12 protein-coding genes are annotated in these 16,677 nt (G+C 63.2%); 11 read left to right on the top strand and 1 reads right to left on the bottom strand.

Features of this window, described 5'->3' with window-relative positions; genetic code table 11:
• The first annotated feature begins 91 nt into the window (after positions 1 to 91).
• The 3 genes from AC2YJX_RS22995 to AC2YJX_RS22985 all read left to right on the top strand — a co-directional run bounded on the left by AC2YJX_RS22995 (position 92) and on the right by AC2YJX_RS22985 (position 4,750).
• Entirely contained in the window at positions 92 to 1,663 is a 1,572-nt protein-coding gene (locus AC2YJX_RS22995; RefSeq protein ID WP_487257370.1) for a glucan biosynthesis protein G, read from the top strand.
• On the top strand, positions 1,636 to 3,645 hold the full coding sequence (gene mdoH / locus AC2YJX_RS22990; RefSeq protein WP_121421111.1) for a glucans biosynthesis glucosyltransferase MdoH: 2,010 nt from the start codon (positions 1,636 to 1,638) through the stop codon (positions 3,643 to 3,645). The genes AC2YJX_RS22995 and mdoH overlap by 28 nt, the downstream gene beginning before the upstream one ends.
• Positions 3,646 to 4,087: 442 nt before the next feature.
• Positions 4,088 to 4,750 carry a C13 family peptidase gene (locus AC2YJX_RS22985; RefSeq protein WP_487257369.1) on the top strand — a complete coding sequence of 221 codons (663 nt, stop codon included), beginning with the start codon at positions 4,088 to 4,090 and terminating at the stop codon, positions 4,748 to 4,750.
• Positions 4,751 to 4,840: 90 nt separating this feature from the next.
• Here AC2YJX_RS22985 and ffh read toward each other — a convergent pair whose 3' ends face one another.
• Entirely contained in the window at positions 4,841 to 6,220 is a 1,380-nt protein-coding gene (gene ffh, locus AC2YJX_RS22980) for a signal recognition particle protein (protein WP_121421114.1), read from the bottom strand.
• 69 nt (positions 6,221 to 6,289) lie between these two features.
• On the opposite strand from ffh, the gene AC2YJX_RS22975 reads away from it, so the two are divergent.
• From AC2YJX_RS22975 to AC2YJX_RS22940, 8 genes are all read left to right on the top strand, one after another.
• Positions 6,290 to 7,087 (top strand): cytochrome C assembly family protein, encoded by a 798-nt coding sequence (locus tag AC2YJX_RS22975; protein WP_055395019.1) that lies wholly within the window; start codon positions 6,290 to 6,292, stop codon positions 7,085 to 7,087.
• Positions 7,084 to 7,311 (top strand): PP0621 family protein, encoded by a 228-nt coding sequence (locus tag AC2YJX_RS22970; protein ID WP_121421116.1) that lies wholly within the window; start codon positions 7,084 to 7,086, stop codon positions 7,309 to 7,311. Before AC2YJX_RS22975 ends, AC2YJX_RS22970 begins: the two co-directional genes overlap by 4 nt.
• An 8-nt stretch (positions 7,312 to 7,319) precedes the next feature.
• Positions 7,320 to 9,023, top strand: a complete 1,704-nt coding sequence (locus AC2YJX_RS22965; RefSeq protein WP_431150657.1) for a two-component system sensor histidine kinase NtrB — start codon at positions 7,320 to 7,322, stop codon at positions 9,021 to 9,023.
• A gap of 11 nt (positions 9,024 to 9,034) precedes the next feature.
• A complete protein-coding gene (locus tag AC2YJX_RS22960) occupies positions 9,035 to 10,552 on the top strand; it encodes a sigma-54-dependent transcriptional regulator (RefSeq protein ID WP_228896260.1) in 1,518 nt (505 codons plus the stop codon).
• Positions 10,536 to 11,165: a 1,6-anhydro-N-acetylmuramyl-L-alanine amidase AmpD gene (gene ampD, locus AC2YJX_RS22955; protein ID WP_176886985.1), complete on the top strand. Its 630-nt coding sequence runs from the start codon at positions 10,536 to 10,538 to the stop codon at positions 11,163 to 11,165. Before AC2YJX_RS22960 ends, ampD begins: the two co-directional genes overlap by 17 nt.
• A gap of 369 nt (positions 11,166 to 11,534) precedes the next feature.
• Positions 11,535 to 14,474 carry a ribonucleoside-diphosphate reductase subunit alpha gene (locus tag AC2YJX_RS22950; RefSeq protein ID WP_487257368.1) on the top strand — a complete coding sequence of 980 codons (2,940 nt, stop codon included), beginning with the start codon at positions 11,535 to 11,537 and terminating at the stop codon, positions 14,472 to 14,474.
• Between the two features lie 135 nt (positions 14,475 to 14,609).
• Positions 14,610 to 15,806, top strand: a complete 1,197-nt coding sequence (locus AC2YJX_RS22945) for a ribonucleotide-diphosphate reductase subunit beta (protein ID WP_218301718.1) — start codon at positions 14,610 to 14,612, stop codon at positions 15,804 to 15,806.
• Between the two features lie 186 nt (positions 15,807 to 15,992).
• Positions 15,993 to 16,580, top strand: coding sequence for a hypothetical protein (locus tag AC2YJX_RS22940; RefSeq protein WP_055395059.1), 588 nt, complete (start codon positions 15,993 to 15,995; stop codon positions 16,578 to 16,580).
• The last annotated feature ends 97 nt before the right edge of the window (positions 16,581 to 16,677 follow it).

Below are 16,677 nucleotides of genomic sequence, written 5' to 3'. Positions count from 1 at the left end.
GTCGCACAACTGCTTACATGCAATTGATGACTTAAACCATTGATTTAAAACAGTTTTTTGAAGCTGGCACAGGGTTTGCCCTAGTCTCAGCATGCAAGCTGTTTTTTCTCACTGTTCACGCTTCACCGGCCGCCTCCCACAGGCCGCGATAGCGCTGGCCGCCACCCTGTTGGCAGGCGCCGCACAGGCCCAGAGCTTCGATTTCGACAGCGTCACCCGCATCGCCCGGGAACGGGCGGAGAAGCCCTATCGCGCATCCAGCGACAAGCTCCCCGCCGACCTCGCCAACCTCAACTACGACCAGGTGCGCGACATCCGCTGGCGCCCCGACCGTGCCCTGTGGCGCGCCGAAAAGCTGCCGTTCGAGGCCATGTTCTTCCACCTGGGCCTGTACCAGAAGGAGCCAGTGCTGATCAACGAGGTGACACCGCAGGGCGCGCGCCACATCGGCTACAGCCGCGCGGACTTCGACTACGGCAAGAACCAGGTGCGGCCTGAGGCCTGGGGCGACCTCGGCTTTGCGGGCTTTCGCCTGCACAACCACCTCAACTCCAGCGCCTACAAGGATGAGCTGGTGGTCTTCCAGGGCGCCAGCTACTTCCGCGCACTGGGCAAGGGTCAGCAATACGGCCTGTCAGCGCGCGGGCTGGCCATCGACACCGTGGGTGGCAGTGGCGAAGAGTTCCCACGCTTCACCGAGTTCTGGCTGGTGCGGCCGGATCCCTTGTCCACACAGGTCACCGTGTATGCGCTGCTGGATTCGCCCCGTGCCACCGGCGCCTACCGCTTCGACATCCAGCCGGGGACGCAGACCACCACCACCGTGCGCAGCCGCATTTTTGTGCGGCCCAGCACGGGCAGCAAGCCCATCGCCACGCTGGGCATTGCGCCCTTGACCAGCATGTTTTTCTTTGGCGAGAACCAGCCCCGCAAAGAAGACTTCCGGCCGGAGGTCCATGACTCCGACGGGCTGATGATTGCCACGGGCGAAGGCGAATGGCTCTGGCGTCCGCTGCAAAACCCCAAGCAGACGCTGGTCACATCGTTTGCCACCAAAAATCCCAAAGGCTTTGGCCTGATGCAGCGCGACCGCCAATGGTCGAACTATGAGGACGTGGAAGCCCGCTATGAGCGCCGCCCAAGTGCCTGGGTGCGCCCCCTGCACGACTGGGGCGCTGGCCGCGTCGAACTGGTGCAGCTCAACACCCCCGACGAAACGCACGACAACATCGTGGCGTATTGGGTACCCGCCCAGATGCCCGCCCCCGGCCAGCCCCTGGAATTTGCCTACGAGCTGAGCTGGCAAGGCGATGAACAGCAGCGGCCGCCCGGGGCCTGGGCCACGCAATCGCGCCGGGGCGTGGGCTACACCAAAGAGACCACTGCCGCCTTGCGTCAGCAGGCGCAGTACGTGGTCGATTTCGACGGCCCCGCCCTCAAGGCTTTGCCCGCTGACGCCACCGTGAAAGCCGTGGTGACCAGCGATGCCAACGGCAAGGTGCTGGAAAACATCGTCTACCGCAATCCCGCCACCGAGCAGTGGCGCATGACCGTTCGCGTACAGCGCCAAAAGGCCGATCGCCCGATCGAGCTGCGCGCTTTTCTTCAACACGACAACAACGCTGTGAGTGAAACATGGACGCACATCATTCTTCCCGAGTAAGCCCCCCGGTGCCCCATCACCCCCAACGCAGCACGCTGCGCGAGGAACGGCATCCCAATGCCGTCACCGCGCCGCCCGTCCACCGGGGTTCCATGGCACCCGTGCCCTGGCGCGGCTTCTGGAACAGCATGGGCACAGCCCTGCTTCTCAAGCTGACCGGTCGCACCGAAACCAGCCCTCCCGCATCGCCCGAAAACCGGCCAGCCCAGGAATGGGAGGGTGCTGCGCAGCGCCGCCGCTGGACCTTTGCGGTGCTGACGGTGCTGACCACGGCCCTGGCGAGTTTCCTGTTTGCCGGCGTGCAGCCTGAGTATGAGAACCCGTGGCTGGGCTATGGGCAGATCGCGCTGTTTGCCCTGCTGTCGGCCTGGGTGGTCACCGGCTTTCTCACCGGCTTGATGGGCTTTTGGGTCATGCTGCGCGGCGACAGGCATGCGCTGTCCGTGCGCAGTGTGGTGGAGCATGAACTGGCACCCGACGCGCGCACGGCCATCATCATGCCGATCTGCAACGAGGACGTGGCCACCGTGTTTGCGGGGCTGCGGGCAACGTGCGAGTCGGTGGCATCGACCGGCCACGGGGCCACCTTCGACGTGTTTGTGCTGTCCGACAGCTATGACCCCGCCATCGCCCAGGCTGAACGCGCCGCCTGGGAGGAACTGCGCAGCGCCCTGGCGCAGCACAGTCAGCAACCGCAGGTGCAGGTGTACTACCGCCTGCGCGCACGCCGCACGCACCGCAAGGCCGGCAATGTGGCCGACTTCTGCCGCCGCTGGGGCAAGGACTACCGCTACATGGTGGTGCTGGACGCCGACAGCGTGATGAGCGGTGACTGCATCGTGTCCATGGCGAAACTCATGGAAGCGAACCCCACGGCCGGCATTATCCAGACCGCCACGCAGGCCATCGGCCACGTCACGCTGCACGCCCGTGCGCAGCAGTTTGCGTCCCGCGTCACGGGGCGCCTGTTCACGCTCGGCATGCAGTACTGGCAGCTGGGCGAATCGCACTACTGGGGCCACAACGCGATCATTCGCGTGGCACCCTTCATGGAACACTGCGCCCTCGCGCCGATCAAGGGCAATGGTGGCCTGGCGGGCGGCATCATGTCGCACGACTTTGTCGAAGCCGCGCTGATGCGCCGCGCTGGCTACCACGTGTGGCTGGTGTCGGACCTGATTGGCAGCTATGAACAGCAACCCCCCGACCTGCTGGCCGAACTGCAGCGCGACCGCCGCTGGTGCCAGGGCAACCTGCAAAACGCACGCTTGATGGCCGAGCCCGGCATCCACGCGGTGCACCGCTCGATGTTCATCACGGGCGCCATGGCCTACCTGTCGGCGCCGCTGTGGCTCGCCTTCCTGACACTGGGCACGGCGCTGTGGCTGTCGGGCGCCAAGCTCGTGGCCGACTGGCACATCCTGCCGGCCGAATTGCTGTCGCTGTGGGCCTGGACGCTGTGCATGCTGTTCCTGCCCCGCATCCTGGGTGTGGCCGCCGTGTTCATGCGCCGCGAGCAAAAGGAATACGGCGGCGCCGTCAGCCTGCTCAAGAGCGCCGCGCTGGAGAGTGTGCTGGCCATCCTGCAAGCCCCCATCCGCATGCTGGCGCATTCGCTGTTCGTGCTGATTGCGCTCACCGGCCTGAAGCTGGAATGGAAGTCGCCCCCGCGCGAAGCCCATGCCGTGCCCTGGCGCCACGCCGTGCGCCAGCTGGCACCCATGAGCCTGGTGATTGCCCTGCTGGCAGTGGGTGTCGCCGTGATCGATAGCAGCGCCCTGCTGTGGCTCATGCCTGTGGGCCTGCCCCTGGCGCTGGCCATACCGCTGGCCGTGTTCACCAGCCAGATCGCGTTGGGCAAGGCCATGCGCGCACAACGCCTGTTGCTGATCCCCGAGGAGTCCTGGTCACCGCCGGTGCTGCGCCGAGCCTGGCTGCATGCAAGCCGGCTGGCACGGCCAGCGCCGCTGGCAGCGTTGTAGGCATGTGACAATTGCCCCACAAGCCACAAGCCGGTGCATGCACCGGCTTTTTTGCGATTGCTATTTTATTTATAGCAATAAAATGTTTACCAACAAGCGCTAGCACCGAAAAAGCAGCAAATTCCCCGGCAACAGGGCGGCGCCCCCGCTGATGGGGCACCGTTACGATACGCATCCCTTCCAACCGGCCCCTGTGCGTGAAACCGATTCATCGCGGTTTCTGCGGTGTGCGGCCCTGTCATCGATGCAATCGTCTCTGTTTTTAACTGTCGCCCGCCAGCGGCTGTGCCATGCCAGCGCACTCGCCCTGGCCCTTGTCATTACCGGCTGCGCCGCGCCCTCAGCAAAGGCTCCCGTCGCAGCACCGGCCCCAGTCGCTGCGCCAGCACCACCGGCTCCACCACCCGAGCCCCCTGGGCGCATCATTTTTGCGGGATTTGCGATGCATTCGCAATCCAAGGTTTTCCGCAACGACGTGCTTCTGGCCGAAAAGCTGGTCAAAGACATCGATCCGAATGCGCTGATGCTCAAGCTGGCCAACCCGGCACGCGATCAGAGCGCCGACTGGCCGCAGGCCACCCCCGAGAACTTCGCGCTGGTGATGTCCAAAATGGCCGAAGTGGCGCGCCCGCGAGACCGCGTTCTGCTGCTCATTTCGACCCACAGCAACCCCGGTCTGCTCAACATCAACGCGGGCGGCAAACACCTGCCGCCGCTCACCCCCCAAATCCTTAGCAATGCGCTGGCCCCGCTCAACGATGTGCCAACGCTGGTGGTGCTTTCCGCCTGCTACAGCGGCGCGTTCATCGAGCCCCTGAAAGCTCCGAACCGCGTGCTGCTCACTGCCACGGACGCCCGCCGCACCACTTTCAATTGCCAGTACAAAGGCGACCACACACCGTTTGCCGAAGCGCTGTTTGGCCAGGCGGGCGCAGAAAACCGTTCTGTGACCGACTGGATGGGCGAGGCGCAGAAATCCATCGCAGCGCAGGAAAGGCGCCGCAAGGTCCCCGCATCCCAGCCGCGCATCTTTGTCGGTGACGAGGCCAAGGCCTGGGCGAATCAACCTCTGAAAAACTGGTTGCAAGCACCGAAAGCGCCATAAGCCGGCCGCCACAAGCCCGTCTCCCCCGAATGCAAAAAACCCTGAAGAAGCCGTGCCTCTTCAGGGTTTTTGCATTTCAGCGCCGGGGGCTCAGAAAGGCATCTTGGGCATGCCGCCCCCGCCCATACCCTTCATCCCGCCCATCTTCTTCATCATCTTCATCAGGCCGCCTCCCTTCATCTTCTTCATCATGCCCTGCATCTGCTCAAACTCCTTGAGCAAGCGGTTGACCTCTTGCACCTGCACACCCGCCCCGTTGGCGATGCGCTTCTTGCGCGTAGCCTTGATGAGTTCGGGCTTGCGGCGCTCCAGCGGCGTCATGCTCTGGATGATGCCCTCCTTGCGTTTGATGTCCTTCTCGGCCTTGTCCATGTCCAGTGCGCCTGCCTTGGCAGTCAGCTGAGACGGCAGCTTGTCCATCAGGCTGGAGAGCCCCCCCATCTGCTTCATCTGCTGGATCTGCGACAGGAAGTCGTTCAGATCGAACCCGTCGCCACTCTTGACCTTGGCCGCCAGCTTTTGCGCGGCCTCCATGTCCACCCCGGCGGTGACCTGCTCCACCAGGGCCACGATGTCGCCCATGCCCAGAATGCGGCCCGCGTGGCGCTCGGCATCGAACACCTCCAGGCCGTCGAGCTTTTCAGACACACCCGCAAACTTGATGGGCGCGCCCGTGATCTGGCGCACGGACAGCGCAGCGCCGCCGCGCGAATCGCCGTCGAGCTTGGTGAGCACGATGCCAGTGAGCGGCAGCGCTTCCTTGAAGGCCTTGGCCGTGTTGATCGCGTCCTGGCCCTGCATGGCATCAACCACGAACAACGTTTCGACCGGGTTCAGCGCGGCGTGCAGGTCCTTGATTTCCTTCATCAAGGCTTCATCGATGGCCAGGCGACCCGCCGTATCGACCAGCAGCACGTCAAAGTAGTGCTTCTTGGCGTAGTCCAGTGCGGCGTGGGCGATGTCGAGCGGCTTCTGGTCGGGCGTGCTGGGAAACCATTCGGCACCGGCCTGCTTGGTCACCGTCTTGAGCTGCTCGATAGCGGCCGGGCGGTACACGTCGCCCGACACGGTCAGCACCTTCTTCTTGCGCTTTTCGATCAGGTGCTTGGCCAGCTTGGCCGTGGTGGTGGTCTTGCCCGCGCCCTGCAGACCAGCCATCAGGATCACGGCGGGCGGCTGGGCGGCCAGGTTGATGTCAGCCACGCCTTCGCCCATGGTGGCGGCCAGTTCACGATTGACGATGCTGACCAGCGTCTGACCTGGCTTGAGCGAGCCCAGCACTTCCTGGCCCAGGGCCTTCTCTTTGACACGGGCGATGAAATCGCGCACCACCGGCAGGGCCACATCGGCTTCGAGCAGGGCCATGCGCACCTCGCGCAGCATGTCCTGCACATTGGTTTCGGTGATGCGGGCCTGGCCACGCATCTCCTTGACGAGGCGCGTGAGTTTGTCGGTAAGGGCGGAGGCCATAGGGGAGATGTCCGGTGTTGCCTGCGCGCCAGGGTGCTGGCGGTGGGGCGAAAGGCTAAACTGCGATCCATGATTTTACCCAGTGCTTCCCCTGCCAGCTGGCTCCTGGCCCTGGCCGCTGCCGTGGCATACGCCGTTCCGGCTGCCGCATCCTCGCGGCTGGGCGCTACAGCGGCGCGCAATGCACTGCTGGTGGCCTGGTTGCTGCATGGCGCCGTGCTGGTATGGGGCCTGTGGGGCGATTCCCCCCGATTTGGTTTTGCACCCGCCTTGTCGATGACCGCCTGGCTGGTGCTGACGGTGTACGCGGTAGAGCGGCAGCTGTTTCCGCAGATGCAGTCACGCTGGATACTGGCAGCGCTGGGGGCGGTTGCCATTGTGCTGGCGATGCTCTTTCCGGGCCAGCCGCTGCATGTGACGGCTTCCGCCTGGCTGCCGCTGCACCTGGCGCTGGGCATTGCCTGCTATGGCTTGTTTGCCGCCGCCGTGGTGCACGCCTGGCTGATGACACGGGCAGAGCAACGCATCCGGCAGGCCGAAGATCCCCACAGCGGCATCCCCCTGCTCACGCTGGAGCGCCTGACCTTCCGGTTTGTGACGGCGGGCTTCATCCTGCTGACTGCCACGCTGCTGGCGGGCTGGCTGTTTGGTGACACGCTGTACGGCAGGGCCTGGCGGTGGGACCACAAGGCCGTGTTCTCGCTGCTGTCCTGGATCACGTTTGCCACGTTGCTGGTGGGCCGAGCACGCTTCGGGTGGCGGGGACGCAATGCCGTGCGCGTGCTCTACGCCGGATCAGCGCTGCTGTTGCTGGCCTATGTGGGCTCCCGCTTTGTCATGGAAGTCGTCCTGGGCCGCAGCGCATGAAATACCTGGTCTTGCTGGTGGTTCTGGCCATCGCCATCGGTATCTGGCGCAGCCGACGCGCGCCAGAGGCAAACGCTTCCAAAACGCCTGCACCTCCGCTGGCCCTCCCGCAGAACATGCTGGCCTGCGCCCACTGCGGCGTTCACATTCCGCAGGCAGACGCACTGATGGTGGGCGAACAAGCCTACTGCTGCACAGAACACCGGCGCCTGGGCCCGGTCTGAAACCGACCATGCCACCGCTGTCCGCAAGCACCTTTGCGTCCACCATGGATGCGCCATTTGTGCGCCTGTGGCGCGGTTTTCTGACAGGCCGCGTCATGGTCGCACTGGCCCTGCTGGTACTGCAAGGGGCCGGGCAGGCCATCAACCAGACCACCGAACCCGCCGTGCTGGCAGTGTGTGTGGCCTATCTGGTGGCCGCCGTCATGCTGCGCGTGCTCGGCAGGCACAGACCGCCTTCACCCAAGACCGGCCCCCAGTGGCTCCCCTCCATTGGTGTTGACCTTGCAGCGATTGTCGCCCTGCAACTGCTGAACGCGGGCACCATGAACTACACCCCCCTGTTTGGCTTGCCCATCCTGATGGCAGCCGTGCTGGGAACGCTGACCTTGGCACTGGGCACCACAGCAGGCGTCACGCTGCTGCTGCTGGGCTGGGCCTGGTGGCTCGGCTCGGGCACTGCGGGCGACGACGCACCGCGCTACCTGCAAAGCGCGCTGACTGGCACAGGCTATTTCATCGTGAGCTATCTTGTGCACCAACTGGCAACACGCCTGGCGCGCGAGCAGGAAGTGGCGCAGCAAAGCCAGGTTGCTGCCCGCGTGCAGACGCAGGTCAGCGCACTGGTCATCCAGAACCTGACCGATGGGGTGTTGGTCGTGGACGAAAGCGATGTTGTGCGCATTGCAAACCCCGCAGGGCTGCAGTTGCTCGGGGGCACCTCGCTGCCCGAGCTGCCATTCATCCTGGCATCCGAGACACCCTGGAATCCGCTCGTGATCCTGGCTCGGCGCACCTTCCGCCAGGAACAGCCCCAGACCGCCGACGTAGACCTCCTGCACCCGGGACAAAGCCCCACCGGGTTGCATGTACGCACGTGGTTGACTTCGACGCGCGAGGCAGCGCGGCAGACGCAGACCGAGCGCCTGTGCGTGATGTTTCTGCACGACCTGCGCGAGATGGAAGCCCGCCTGCGCACGGAAAAGCTGGCGGCCATGGGCCGCATGTCCGCCGCCGTGGCCCATGAGATCCGCAACCCGCTGGCCGCCATCGTGCAGGCCAATGCCTTGCTCGAAGAAGACCTGCACGACCCGGCACACAAGCGCCTGGCCCACATGGTGCAGCAGAACGCCGACCGCCTCGCGCGCATTGCCGAGGAGGTACTGGATATCGCCCGCGTGCAGCACCAGATCAGCCATGCGCCCGCGTCCACCTTGCCCCTGGACGAAACGGTGTCGCAAATATGGAATGACTGGCAGGCCCAGGACCCCGTGCAGCGCCGGGCAGTAGTGATGCTGGAAGCGGGCAATCCGCAGGTGGAATTCGACACCGAACACCTGCGCCGCGTGCTCGTGAACCTGCTGGACAATGCCCTGCGCTATGTGGGACAGGAGCCTGACTCCCTCACGGTGACCACCCGCACCTTGCCCTCCGGCCAGACCAGCCTGCAAGTCTGGAGCGACGGTGCCCCCATGGACAAGTCCGTGGAGCGTCACCTGTTCGAACCGTTTTTTTCCTCCGAAAGCCGCTCCAGCGGCCTGGGCCTCTATATTTGCCGCGAGTTATGTCAGCGGCATGGAGCGTCCATCAGCTACCAGCGGCTGACCCGTACCACCTTGCGGGGCGAGGTAGGCGGCAACGCCTTTACCGTCGGCTTTCGCCGCACCACACGCCCTGCCGATGCTGCCACGCTGTTTGACACCATCGTGGTCTGAAACGCCCTGCCATGAACGCACCTACCGCTTCCATCCTCGTCGTGGACGACGAACCCGACCTGCGCACCTTGTACGAACTGACCTTGCTGCGCGAAGGCTATCGGGTGGAGACCGCATCCAGCGTCCAGGAGGCGCGCGAACAGCTCAAGGCCCACCGCTTTGACGCCGTCATCACCGACATGCGCCTGCCCGATGGTTTCGGCATGGAACTGCTGCAGGATCTGCGCGACCAGCAGCGCCGCGAGCGCTGCGTGGTCATGACAGCGTATGGCTCCGCAGAGAACGCCGTGGAAGCCCTGCGCTCTGGTGCCTTCGACTATCTGACCAAACCCGTGGATCTGAAGCAGTTCCGCTCCGTCGTCGCATCGGCCGTACAAGGCACCGGGGGTGTCCCCGCGCCCCGGGCCGCACGCACCGGCGGCGTACAGAGTCGGCAGGGCGCGTTCAGCGCAGACCCCTTGGCAGCGGGCACCGCACTGGACCGGCTGGTGGGCACCTCAGAGGCCATTCGCAACGTCAAGCAGCGCGTGGCCAAGGTGGCACGAGGCATGGCGCCCGTGCTGATTCATGGGGAATCCGGCACGGGCAAGGAACTGGTTGCGCAAGCGCTGCATGCCAGCAGCCAGCGTGCCGATGGTCCCCTGGTTGCCGTGAACTGCGGCGCCATCCCAGAAAACCTGCTGGAGGCAGAATTTTTTGGTGCCCGGAAAGGCTCTTACACCGGTGCCACCCAGGATCGGGACGGCTACTTTCAGGCAGCCCGTGGCGGCACGCTGTTTCTGGACGAAATCGGTGACCTTCCCTTGGCCATGCAGTCCAAATTGCTGCGCGCCATCCAGGAGCGCAGCGTACGACCTCTTGGCTCCACCCAGGAGGAGACGGTGGATGTGCGCATCGTGAGCGCCACACACCGCGACCTGGCCGCCGACGTGCAATCGGGCCGCTTCCGCCAGGATCTCTATTACCGGCTCAACGTGATCGAAATCGTGATCCCCCCGTTGCGCGAGCGGCGTGAAGATCTGCCTGTGCTGTGTGCCGCACTTCTGGCGCGCATCGCCCAGGAATCTGGCATGCCAGTGCCTTCTCTGACAGAGCATGCGCTCCAAGCCATTGCCGCACACCCCCTGACCGGCAACGTCCGCGAACTGGAAAACCTGTTGCACCGGGCCGTGGCACTCAGCGACGGAGACGAGCTGCATGTGGACTGGCCCTCTGGCACCCCCGCCCCATTGGTGGCGCGGACGCTACCAGCCCCCACCCTCCCCAACCACACCGAGGCGCAGCCTGCCTACCAATCACCACAGCCCGCCGCCAGCACGGGCTGCTCGGTCCCTCTGCCCAATGACCTTCAGGCCTGGCTGGACCAGCAGGAGCGGGACATTCTGATACGAGCCTTGCGCGAAGCGGGTTTCAACAGAACCGCCACCGCAGCCCGGCTGGGCATCAGCCTGCGTCAGATACGCTACCGCATCGCCCGGCTGAACATCGCCGTCCCCAATGACCAGGACCCGCATGACGAGATCGGCTGACGCGGCACCAGGCAGATCAACGCCTTGGGACGGTGGATGGCACCGTGCAGCAACTAGGCTGGAATCCCCCAACCATGGTGTGCGCCCTGCCCCGGCAAGTTCCTCCATCGACCTGATCGTGGTGCATTCCATCAGTTTGCCGCCAGGCACATATGGCGGGAATGCGGTGCAACAGCTATTCACCAATTCGCTGGACTGGGACGCACACCCCTACTACCAGAGCATCCGTGGTTTGGCCGTTTCGTCGCATTTCTTCATTGACCGCACCGGCGCCCTTTGGCAGTTTGTGGACTGTGATCTTCGGGCCTGGCATGCTGGCCAGTCGGCCTACCGTGGCCGCAGCCAGTGCAACGATGACTCGATTGGCATTGAACTGGAAGGCCTTGAAGGGCTTGCGTTCGAACCCGCGCAGTACCAGACCCTGACAACGCTCTGCCAGGACATCGAACAGCGCTACCCCATTGAACACATCGCAGGGCATGAGCACATCGCGCCCGGGCGCAAGCAGGACCCAGGCTCCGGCTTCGATTGGGCGCAGGTACAAAAAGCACTGAACTGGCCCATGCAACGTTTTCCGGCAGCCACCTGGCCTGACATTCAAGCCGCTCGCTGAGGGCGCTGTGGCAGCGCCACATTCAGCGACTTTTTTCTATGTGCATTTGCACATCGTCGCGTCCCCAGACACCACGCGGCCTCGCGCAGAAAATCCGCTCGAAACGCTTGTGTTTGCGAGGTTTTCGCCCTGCTTTTCCGCAGGGGCAACGGGTTCCGGCGGGGTCAGCAGAAGGCCCTGCGGCGCCGCTGACATGCTGTTTCGTTTTTCTGAGGGCAATACGACGGTACACTACCGGTAGTGTCTTGAATGCATGTGACACACCATATATAGTGTGCGCCAGACAGTAGTCCGCCGCACCACTCACACGCTGCGACGGCATCCAGGCCGCGCACCACACCCCAGACAGCCCACAGAAGAGGACCCCCCATGCAAGCTGCTTTGAACACGCCTTCCACGCCCCATGCCGCCTCCCCCGAGGCCCCAAACACCCAGTCCGCACCAGCAGCGGCGGGTAACTCGCTGGCGCACTATCAGATCATTCGCCGCAACGGAGCAGTCGTTCCCTTTGAGCCGCAAAAAATTGCGGTGGCGATGATGAAGGCATTTCTGGCAGTGCACGGCACGCAGGGCGCCGCCTCCGCCAGCGTGCGCGAGGTGGTGGACACGCTCACCCAGAATGTGGTCCGCGCCCTCATGCGCTCGCGTCCCGGTGGCGGCACCTTCCATATTGAAGACGTGCAGGATCAGGTTGAACTGGGCCTGATGCGCGGCGAACACCACGAAGTCGCCCGGGCCTATGTTCTGTACCGCGAGCGCCGCACGCAAGAGCGTGCCCACCACCAGGAACAGCTCGCGCCCGCAACCCCCATGTTGAACGTGATCGACAACGGCCAACGCGTGCAGCTGGACATCCTGCGCCTGCACGGGCTCATCGAATCGGCCTGCGCCAACCTCGGCGCCGACATCCAGGCCGCGCCCATCGTCGCCGAGACCATGCGCAACCTGTATGACGGCGTTCCCATGGACGAGGTCTACAAGGCGTCCATCCTCGCCGCCCGCACCCTGATCGAAAAAGACCCTGACTACACCTATGCCACGGCCCGCCTGCTGCTGCATACCATCGTGCGCGAAGTGCTGGGACGCGAGGTCGCCCAGAGCGACATGGGCCAGGCCTACAGGGACTATTTCCCCGCCTTCATCCAGAAGGGGGTGGACAACGAGCTGTTGGACGAGCGCCTGCTCAAGCAATACGACCTGAACCGCCTGGGCGCCGCGCTCAAGGCCGAGCGCGACCTTCAGTTCGACTACCTCGGCCTGCAGACCCTGTATGACCGCTACTTCCTGCACGTCAAGAAAACCCGCATCGAACTGCCCCAGGCGTTCTTCATGCGCGTGGCCATGGGCCTGGCACTCAATGAAACCGACCGCGAGGCCCGCGCAATCGAGTTCTACGAAGTGCTGTCGTCCTTCGACTTCATGTCGTCCACCCCCACGCTGTTCAACAGCGGCACCCTGCGCTCGCAGCTGTCCAGCTGCTACCTGACCACGGTGCCCGACGACCTGGATGGTATCTACGAATCGATCAAGGAAAACGCCCTGCTGTCCAAGTTTGCTGGCGGCCTGGGCAATGACTGGACCCGCGTGCGCGCCCTGGGCTCCCACATCAAGGGCACGAACGGCGAATCGCAAGGCGTGGTGCCCTTCCTCAAGGTGGTCAACGACACCGCTGTGGCGGTGAACCAGGGCGGCAAGCGCAAAGGCGCCGTCTGCACCTACCTGGAAACCTGGCACCTGGATATCGAAGAGTTCCTGGAACTGCGCAAGAACACTGGCGACGACCGCCGCCGCACGCACGACATGAACACGGCCAACTGGATCCCTGACCTGTTCATGCGCCGCGTGATGGAAAAGGGCACCTGGACATTGTTCTCGCCCTCCAACGTGCCCGACCTGCACGATCTGTTCGGCGCCGACTTCGAGAAGGCCTATGTGGCCTACGAAGAGAAGGCCGCGCGCGGCGAGATCAAACCCGCCAAGACGGTGCAGGCCACCGACATGTGGCGCAAGATGCTGACCATGCTGTTCGAGACCGGCCATCCTTGGATCACCTTCAAGGATGCCTGCAACGTGCGCTCGCCCCAGCAGCACGCTGGTGTGGTGCACTCGTCCAACCTGTGCACTGAGATCACACTCAACACCAGCGACACCGAAACCGCCGTCTGCAATCTCGGTTCGGTCAACCTGCTGCAGCACATCAAGGACGGCCAGATCGACCACGAGAAGCTCAAGAAGACCATCACGGTTGCCATGCGCATGCTCGACAACGTGATCGACATCAACTATTACGCCGTCAAGAAGGCCCGCGACTCCAATCTGCGCCACCGCCCCGTGGGCCTGGGCGTCATGGCGTTCCAAGACAGCCTGTACGAACTGCGCATTCCCTACGCCTCGCAGGAGGCCGTGGAATTCGCCGACAAGTCGATGGAGGCCATCTGCTACTACGCCTACTGGGCCTCCACCGAATTGGCCCGGGAACGCGGCCAGTACTCCAGCTACAAGGGCTCGCTGTGGGATCGCGGCATCCTGCCTTTCGACACGCTGGACATGCTCTCGCAGGCCCGTGGCGGATATGTGGAAGTGGATCGCTCGTCCACCCTGGACTGGGATGCCCTGCGCAAGAAGATTGCACAGGACGGCATGCGCAACTCCAACTGCGTCGCCATTGCCCCCACGGCCACCATCTCCAACATCATCGGCGTTGATGCCTCGATCGAGCCTTCGTTCGGCAACCTGTCGGTCAAGTCCAACCTGTCGGGTGAATTCACGGTCATCAACGGTGGGCTGGTGCGCGACCTCAAGCGCCTGGGACTGTGGGATGACGTGATGATCATGGACCTCAAGCACTTCAAGGGTTCGCTGCACCCCATCGATCGGGTGCCACAGGACATCAAGGCGCTGTACTCCACAGCGTTTGAAGTCGAGCCGCAGTGGCTGGTGGAAGCCGCATCGCGTCGCCAGAAATGGATTGATCAGGCGCAGAGCCTGAACATCTACATGGCCGGCGCATCGGGCAAGAAGCTCGACGACACCTACAAGCTGGCCTGGATCCGTGGCCTCAAGACCACGTATTACCTGCGCACACAAAGCGCCACACACGTCGAAATGAGCACCGTGAATACACGCCAGCTCAATGCCGTTTCATCGGGCAATGACAGTGGCGCATCGGCAGCGTCAGTGCCCGTTGCAGCGAAACCCAGCGCACTCGATGCGGCAGTTGCTGAAGCCACCCATCAAGCATCAGCAGTGCCTGCTACTGACGTCAAGTTCTGCGCTATCGATGATCCCGGCTGCGAAGCCTGCCAATAAGAACTTCGCACGCGACACCTTGGGCTCTTCCGAGGTGTCGCGCATGTGCTGTGAAGCAACAAATCCTTGCTGCACAACGCTTCAGTGCTTTTCTTTTCGCAGCACTGCTTTCATAATCCGAACACTGGAAAATCTATGTTGACCTGGGACGAAGAAGTCAAGCCCTCATCGCAAAATCAACTGGACGGTGGACTGAACCAAAGCCACCCGGCGGGACAGCCGCCTTTGCCTTTCCAAACCCCCTCACTGCAGGAAGTGCACGCACCGATGACGGCCTCTGCAGCACCGCACGCAACACCTGCCGCAGCCACGCAACGCCGCGTGAACGCCGCCGACAAACGCATCATCAACGGGCAGACGGATGTCAATCAGCTGGTCCCGTTCAAATACAAGTGGGCCTGGGAAAAATACCTGGCCACCTGCGCCAACCATTGGATGCCTCAGGAAGTGAACATGACGCGCGACATCGCGTTGTGGAAGGACCCCAATGGCCTGACCGATGACGAACGCCGCATCATCAAGCGCAACCTGGGCTTCTTTGTCACGGCCGACTCGCTGGCTGCCAACAACATCGTGCTGGGCACCTATCGCCACATCACGGCACCCGAGTGCCGCCAGTTCCTGCTGCGCCAGGCCTTTGAAGAAGCTATCCACACGCACGCCTATCAGTACATCGTGGAATCGCTGGGGCTGGATGAGAGCGAGATTTTCAACGCGTACAACGAAGTCCAGTCCATCCGCGACAAAGACCAGTTCCTGATCCCCTTCATCGAGGCGATCATGGATCCGAACTTCCACACTGGCACGCCCGATACCGACCAGACGCTCCTCAAGTCGCTGATCGTGTTTGCCTGCCTGATGGAAGGCCTGTTCTTCTACGTCGGCTTCACACAGATCCTTGCACTGGGCCGCCAGAACAAGATGACTGGCGCCGCCGAGCAGTACCAGTACATCTTGCGCGACGAGTCGATGCACTGCAACTTTGGCATTGACCTGATCAACCAGCTCAAGCTGGAAAATCCCCATCTGTGGACCGCTGAATTCAAGGCCGAGATCAAGGCGCTGTTCCTCAAGGCGGTTGAACTCGAGTACCGCTACGCTGAAGACACCATGCCGCGCGGCGTGCTGGGCATGAATGCATCGATGTTCAAGGGATACCTGCGTTACATCGCCAACCGCCGTGCCACACAAATCGGGCTGGAGACGCTGTTTCCCAATGAAGAAAACCCGTTCCCGTGGATGAGCGAGATGATTGACCTCAAGAAGGAACGCAACTTCTTCGAGACCCGGGTTATTGAATACCAATCCGGTGGTGCGCTGTCCTGGGACTAGCGCCTTTTCGCAACACACCACCATGGATTTTTACACCACGCCCACCACCACAAGCAGCGCTGCAGTGCGTTGCGGTGCAGGGCGTCCCCGTGTTCATGGCGATGGGGATTTCTCCATCGCCATGGATCGCTTCGTGTCCACTGCAGACAGGAAGTGCTCTTTGCAAATTGACCCAAGGAGAACATGATGGCAACTGCGAAAAAACCAGCCGCTAAGAAGGCGACCCCAGCGAAAAAAGCTGCACCTGCAAAACCAGTAGCAGCGAAGAAGGCTGCACCTGCCAAGAAGGCAGCAGCACCGGCAAAGAAAGCCGCTCCCGCCAAGAAGGCAGTAGCAGCGAAGAAGGCTGCACCTGCCAAGAAGGCAGCAGCACCGGCAAAGAAAGCCGCTCCCGCCAAAAAGGCAGTAGCAGCGAAGAAGGCCGCACCCGCCAAGAAGGCAGCAGCACCGGCAAAGAAAGCCGCTCCCGCCAAGAAGGCAGTAGCAGCGAAGAAGGCCGCACCTGCCAAGAAGGCAGCAGCACCGGCAAAGAAAGCCGCTCCCGCCAAGAAGGCAGTAGCAGCGAAGAAGCCTGCCGCCCCAGCCAAGAAGGCGGCTCCCGCCAAGAAGGCAACGGCTGCCAAGAAGGCCGCTCCCGCCAAGGCTCCTGCAAAAAAAGCTGCACCGGCCAAGAAGGCCCCCAAGGCGCCTGCCCCTGCGGCAGCAGCTCCAGCAGCACAGACCACCCTGAATCCTCAGGCAGCCTGGCCCTTCCCTACGGGCAACAAGCCTTAATCCTGGCGTATCACACGCTCAACCCGGTGCCTGCGCACCGGGTTTTTTTGTGCCTGTTCGTGTTGCACACCACACGCCGTGCAACACAAGAAGCCGG

Source organism: Acidovorax sp. SRI_002, assembly GCF_057586455.1.
This window is presented reverse-complemented; position numbering and strand designations above follow the sequence as displayed.